The sequence below is a fragment of the Blautia sp. ZXY-1-B12 genome (assembly GCF_056339915.1).
On the sequence record NZ_JBWJVP010000041.1, the window covers coordinates 1 to 6,178 of the forward strand.

Annotated in this window: 8 protein-coding genes and 2 pseudogenes; 8 read left to right on the forward strand and 2 right to left on the reverse strand. The window is 44.0% G+C overall.

Going from position 1 to position 6,178, the window contains the following annotated elements:
* A pseudogene (locus AC075L_RS03245) lies at positions 1-225 on the reverse strand (ISNCY family transposase); the annotation flags it as partial.
* Positions 226-400: 175 nt separating this feature from the next.
* On the opposite strand from AC075L_RS03245, the gene AC075L_RS03250 reads away from it, so the two are divergent.
* From AC075L_RS03250 to AC075L_RS03280, 7 genes and pseudogenes are all read left to right on the forward strand, one after another.
* Positions 401-550 carry a hypothetical protein gene (locus AC075L_RS03250; protein WP_161234315.1) on the forward strand — a complete coding sequence of 50 codons (150 nt, stop codon included), beginning with the start codon at positions 401-403 and terminating at the stop codon, positions 548-550.
* Positions 522-1,334, forward strand: a pseudogene (locus tag AC075L_RS03255) (DUF4317 family protein). Before AC075L_RS03250 ends, AC075L_RS03255 begins: the two are co-directional and overlap by 29 nt.
* Positions 1,295-1,630, forward strand: a complete 336-nt coding sequence (locus tag AC075L_RS03260) for a DUF4317 family protein (protein ID WP_476387128.1) — start codon at positions 1,295-1,297, stop codon at positions 1,628-1,630. Before AC075L_RS03255 ends, AC075L_RS03260 begins: the two are co-directional and overlap by 40 nt.
* A 171-nt stretch (positions 1,631-1,801) precedes the next feature.
* The gene (locus AC075L_RS03265) at positions 1,802-2,032 is read left to right on the forward strand and encodes a GNAT family protein (protein ID WP_476387129.1); all 231 of its coding nucleotides are present in this window, start codon (positions 1,802-1,804) and stop codon (positions 2,030-2,032) included.
* Between the two features lie 16 nt (positions 2,033-2,048).
* Entirely contained in the window at positions 2,049-2,207 is a 159-nt protein-coding gene (locus tag AC075L_RS03270) for a hypothetical protein (RefSeq protein ID WP_476387130.1), read from the forward strand.
* A gap of 89 nt (positions 2,208-2,296) precedes the next feature.
* Complete coding sequence (locus AC075L_RS03275) at positions 2,297-3,127, forward strand: SH3 domain-containing protein (protein WP_476387131.1); 831 nt, start codon at positions 2,297-2,299, stop codon at positions 3,125-3,127.
* Between the two features lie 175 nt (positions 3,128-3,302).
* A complete protein-coding gene (locus AC075L_RS03280) occupies positions 3,303-3,845 on the forward strand; it encodes a hypothetical protein (RefSeq protein WP_476387132.1) in 543 nt (180 codons plus the stop codon).
* Between the two features lie 63 nt (positions 3,846-3,908).
* On the opposite strand, the gene AC075L_RS03285 is transcribed toward AC075L_RS03280, so the two are convergent.
* On the reverse strand, positions 3,909-5,372 hold the full coding sequence (locus AC075L_RS03285) for an Ig-like domain-containing protein (protein WP_476387133.1): 1,464 nt from the start codon (positions 5,370-5,372) through the stop codon (positions 3,909-3,911).
* Positions 5,373-5,523: 151 nt separating this feature from the next.
* On the opposite strand from AC075L_RS03285, the gene AC075L_RS03290 reads away from it, so the two are divergent.
* Positions 5,524-6,033, forward strand: coding sequence for a hypothetical protein (locus tag AC075L_RS03290; RefSeq protein WP_476387134.1), 510 nt, complete (start codon positions 5,524-5,526; stop codon positions 6,031-6,033).
* The last annotated feature ends 145 nt before the right edge of the window (positions 6,034-6,178 follow it).

Below are 6,178 nucleotides of genomic sequence, written 5' to 3' on the forward strand. Positions count from 1 at the left end.
AGAGAAAATACGTTGAATAATCAAAGCCCACAGAAAAGCTTGCAAAGGGTATTTACGGGTTCTGCCCGTCGATGCATAGAAATGATTTCTAAAAGAAATCGGAATTAACTCATCAATATCGATATGGGTTTCTAATAGAGAAAGAAAAGCAGGTTTGTCATTTTCAAATTTTTCATGGCAATCTGAAAAAATATCTGCCAAAGAAAGCTGTTTATATGGTATCATAAGTATCAGAATAACTCCTTTCTTGGATGTAGGTTTATAGTTTTTAGTCAACTCTATTATACCATATCCGGTGAGGAGTTATTTGTTTATAGGTAACAAAAAATGCCGTATTTATGCGGCTTGTGGCGTTTCGCAAACGCCTATATAACTGTAGTTAACTGAGAGGAGGATATATATGATCGGAAAAATAATGATCCTGTCCGCATTTGTTGTTTTGGGGTTTGTCGACTGCTGTCTTATGGTTTCGGCATCCCGATATGACAGAAAACAGACAGAGAAAACAGGAGGGTTTTATTGTGAACAAAAAAGAGATTGCGGAGATTAAGAAACAGTATAAGCCGGAGTACAGCTGCATTGGTAAGATAGCTGGATGCTATGTTGATAAGGATAAGAACAAGGTATTAAGTTTTAATATTTCCCCGTTTGAACTGCCGGAAGAGGAACTGGAAAAGTATTTCGATATCCTGAAAAGTTCCCTGACCGGAAAGATCGGCGGAAAGCTGTTCAATATGGAGTTTCCGTTAAAGCAGGAAGCAGAAGACGGGACTCAGAATGCGTTTTGTAAGCTTTTGAACAGCAAGATGGATGACGGGCTTCTGGATGCCTTCTATGACAGGGTAATGGAAACTTATGACAATCCGGAAAGCTACCTGATCCTGGTAGCAGAAGGAAACTATGATATTCCGGGAAAAGGCATGGATGAAGATACGATCCCGGATGCATCTGAAGAGGTATATCATTTCCTTCATATCTGTTTCTGTCCTGCAAAGTTTGATAAACCGGAACTTTGCTAAGATCCGGAAAAGAGCTGCATCTCCGACAGGAAAAAAGGCTGGGTGATAGGTAAACCAGATAACGGGATTTTATTCCCGGCATTTAATGACAGGGGTACAGATCTTCATGCTGCGCTGTATTACGGGAAATCCTGTAAATGCCTCCGCAGAGATTTTGCAAGGGAACTGACCGGATGCCTGCTTCCGTTAAATTCAGAAGAACAGTTAAGTTCCTTTAAGGAAATGGCGGAGAAATTAAACTGTGATTACGACCAGGCAGAAGAAGATCCAGACGCATGCTTTTTGACATTGCAGGGTCAAATGCAGACAGTGTGATGCCTGCTTCCATTAATAAAAAAGAGATGATGGCGTTACTCAGTGACTGTGGGATCTCGGATACGGAGGATGCCGCGGATGTGTTTGATTCCACTGTGGGAGAGGACGGGGCGCTTGTACTGGAGAATATCCTTCCAAAGAAAGTGCATATTGAAACCGCAGGGGTATCTATTGAGGTGGATCCGGAAAGAGCGCAGATCGTCAAACGCCAGGAAATCGATGGAAGGGAATATCTGATGATCCCGATCGAGACTGGAACAGAAGTCAGCGGAGTATCTGTGAAAAAATACAAATAAGAAAGAACGGGCCGGGATTGATTCTGGCCCGTATCGTTGAGGATTAGAGGAGTGTTTGGATTTTCTGTCCATCATGATCCAGAAAAATCATCAGTTCTGCTGGATGGAGAAATTTGAGGATCGTATGATTGCTTTTTTTTTACGAGTGTGCATGAAAATGCGTTTTCTGTTGTGACGGTTAATGAACGAAGCCTCCGCGGACAGGGAATCGGGACCATGTCCTTTAGGCTGATCAAGAAATTGGCAGAAGGCCTTAGGTGTGACAGCATTTATGGTTTCAGGCGTCCGCTGGAGTATTTTGAGACAGAAGAGGAAAGAAAAAAACTGTATCGTTTTTATGACAAACTTGGATTTGAGCAGTCCGCGGAGTCGGATAAGATCAGGTTCGTATTAAGAAAATAATTTTGGAGGTATTTGTATGGAAGATCGATGTATCTGCTGCGGAGAGATCATTCCGGAAGGAAGCGGGATGGTATGCAAAATATGTGAGGAGCGTATCCTCCATGAAGAAAAGAGCGAAAAGCCTCCCGAAAAAGAAAGCGGATTTAAAAAAATCTTAAAACGTTTCCGCAGATAAGAGCTGTGTAAAGCAGCTCTTTTTTTGTAGCATTGAGGAGCATTTTTTGGTCATATTATCGGCGCAAAAAAAATCAGAAAGGAGATATTATGAGGTTTAAAAGATTTTTTTTATGCGCGGTAATGGCAGGATGCTTAAATGTGCCCGTCTCTGCGGAACCACTGCCTACAGTCGAACTTATATCTGTCATGGATGCAGTGAAACCGGCGATACCAAAAGAGACAGGATATGCGGTGGTAAACCTTAATATCCGTAAAAGCCCTGATAAGAACAGCGAAATTGCAGGGAAGTACAAAAAAGGAGAAAAGGTCAATATCCTCAGCGATGACGGGACATGGGCACGTACGGACATGGGATATGTCTGGGGAGGATATCTGGCAAAAGAATATAAATGTGACCTGTCAATAAGGAGTGATTCAGAGGAAGCTTCCCGCTATGTCGGATATGTATATGATATGTATAACAACATGGAGGCAAAGTATTTAAAGTATCTGGAGCCGTATGATATCTGTGTCTGCGATAATCCGAGACAGTCCTATGACGGGACACTGTCTGAAAATACCATCACGGATGGACTGACGCATTTGAGCAAGGGGAATGGCATCTGTGAAAGGCTGTTGTTTTTAAGGGCTAATAAGGAAGGACTCAGCCAGGCTGTTTACCATGAGCTGGGACATATCATAGATTTTAACGACCTTAATTCGGATTCGTTTTTGTCGGACAGCCAGACGGTTGTAGACTCCATGGAAACAGAGATGCCTGCGCTGAAGGAAAAATACCATATATCCGACCAGAACACATCGACAAGGATGGAATACTTTGCAGAGGCTTTCCGGTTGAGTTTCAGTGATCCGGATGGGCTGCGTGAAACGGCACCGCATATGGCTTCTTATATGGAGAACATGAAAACACAAATTTAATTTTTCATCATATTAAGGGTGCCGGTAAAAAGCCGGAACACTTTTTTCTTTTTCATACTTGGTCCTGGCAGGTGCTCCTGCCGGGACATCCTCTTAAAAAGTGAATTCGAATTCACTTTTTTTGTTTTCCCCCGTCAAATTCCATATTAGTAAAAAAATGAAGGGAGAAATTTTTATGGAAACATTAATGGATACCGCGGTATTATCACGCAGCTGGGTGAGGGTGAGCAGGAGCTGGGAAAGCTGGGTAAACGGATTGCTCAGAACACAGACCGTTGCAGATGAAGAGGTGCTTTGTGCGGCTCTCAGAAACGGGAGATCGTTTAAGCTCTATGTGAACACCTCCTGTTCCAGTCCTGTAATGAAAGGGGAACTTCTGGTTGATGGAAAGGTAATCAGCCGTCTGGTACGGACAGCTGCATCCCTTTTGACCGAGTGGGTGTTTGAAGCAGAAGAAATCTTTACGGTAGAGATATCCTTAGCAAGCGGGGATCTGGACCACAGGGTGAAGCTGTTATCCGAAACGGATCAATGTTTTGCCACCCTTACGGCACCGGATACGTTTTCCAGAAACTTTATCGTGTCTGTTTTAAAGAATGCAGTTAAGCAGATGAAGGATGACGGAATAAACAGTCCGAAATGCCTGCTGCGGAGGGTATGTCTGGAATATGGATGGACATATCAGGTGACATGCCCGGAGATCACGCTGAAGCTATGATCCTTAAAAAAAGAAGCCTTCCAAATACTGGAAAGCTTCTTTTTGTTTACCTTGTTGTATTGATTATCTTACTGTGATGATACAGCTTAAAGTCTTCGTATAGTATTTTACGGAAATCTTTGCAGTTCCAGGACTTACAGCTGTAACGTTTCCTTCGCTGTCTACAGTGGCAACATCCGGATTGGATGAGGACCATTTGATCACCTTTCCGTAATATGCCTTATCCATATCAGATAATTTTTTAGAGCAGCTTAAAACAGAGCCGGATTCGTCCCTGATCAGGATCTTTACTTCCTTTCCTGCCGGGAGTGTTTTGGCTTTTAAGTTCAACTGTGGCTTGAACTCAATGGCAGGATATACCTTGCTAGCCCCTTTCTTTTTGCATACACTGCAGGATTCCTGGACAAGTGCAGTCCTGGATGTTGTTGCTCTGCGGACGATCTTGTAGGTGAACTTATGACCGGATGCTTCGATCACTTCTTCGGAGCCGCGCTTCTTCGTACCGCAGTTGGCACATTTCTCATAAGATACCCCGTCTTTGTCGCAGGTTGCCTTTTTGGATACAACGGTTTCCCATTCGTGTCCTGTAGCCGGGATGGTGATCATATCAAGGTCTTTCCCGCATTCTATGCATCTGACTGCTTCAAGGCCGTCTTTGGTACAGGTGGCCTCCCGTAAGATCACTTCTTCGGTGTCCTCATGGCTGCATTCAATATCCTTGACTGTGATATCACAGGTGAATTTCCGTCCTTTGTAAAGGGCGGTTACGGTAGCTTCTCCTGTACGCAATGCCTTGACCAGGCCATTTCTGTTAACGGTCACAATCGCCCGGTTGGAAGATGACCATGTCACCTTTTTGTTTGTCGGGCTTAATGTGAGCTGAAGTGTGCTGCCGATCGTCAGCTCCGCGGAGTCCTGGCTCAGGGCAGTGGCATCCTCAAGTTTTGGAAGAGTGTTGTATTCCAGTGTTTTTGTACAATTCTTGCAGTAAGTACGTTCCTGTCCGACGGAAGTAAGTGTCGGGGCTTTTGTTACTTCTGTGACATATTCATGCTTTGCTTTTGGCAGAGTCTTTTCACTGATCAGTGTCCCGCATTTTTTGCAGGTAACTGTAATGGAGCCTTTGGATGTACAGGTTGCCGGGATCGTATCCGTTTTCTTATAGGTATGTACGCATTTCTTTGTCAGTTTTGGCAAAGATATCTTTTTGATTGTTTTCTGGCAGACAACACAATAAGTCTCGGTCACTCCCGTATGTGTGGTAGTTGCTTTCCTGACGGTCCTTGTTTTCACGGAATGGGCAACTTTGGGAAGTTTGATCGTATCTGTGATCTTTCCGCATGTCTGGCATTTACGGATCTCGGTCCCTGTGGCTGTACAGGTTGGCTGTTTGGTAATGTAGGTTTCCAGGATGTGCTCATGGGCGGCTGCCTGTACGGATACAGGGGATGTGAGTGTGGAGCCCGGCATAGCAAGAAGTGCCATGGCGGAAAGCCCGACGCTTAACATTAACTTTTTGAAATTCATTTTGATTCCTCCTTTTTTAGGATGACAAGCGGGAATCCTCGGTAATTCAATTACCGAGATGAAAGCGCATAGGCAAACTTATGTTTGCCTTTTTTCAATAAATGTGTTATAACAAAAGAAACAGGTATATCTGAAAGAAAGGAGGTTTCTTATGGCGAGACCACGTGCAAAAAAGAAGAAGGTTTCATCCGGCACTCATACACGCTCTGTCTTTTTATACGGAAGCCCAAACGCAGAAAAGCGCAGAACCCTTGAAAAACTGCAGGCAGATTACACGGATGCAGTCAACTTTTACATCTCTCTCCTTTCTGACAGGGAGGATTGTCTTTTGCAGCTGCTGAAGAATGATAAGAAGGATCCCATTCTCCGTAAACTGGAGAAGGAGTCCCGCATAAAGGATCTCAGCTCTGCATACAGCCAGAATGCTTTTGATGAGGCGGTAACGAAACTGCATAACCGACTGGATAATATACGGAAAGATGTCATCGCGGCAACAGGAGGCTCTGTTTTTGCAGTATCCATCCTGCTGTTCCATGCCGTGCTCACAGGACAGTCCAGAGAGGAAATGTGCGATTTGCTCGCGCGTATCCGTGACAGTTATAAGGCTAAGGAGAAGATCCAGTATTATGATAAACTGCATGATACCGTAAAAACAATGTAAGAGAAAGAATTCCATGACTCTGTTTCAGAGGCAGCGATGTTTTACCATATCATCTCAGATGAATACCGTATCCCGGTGGTAAAAAAAGCCCGATGCGCTATGATGGATACCCGGCTGTGCTGCCTGGAAAAGGCAAAGGATGTAA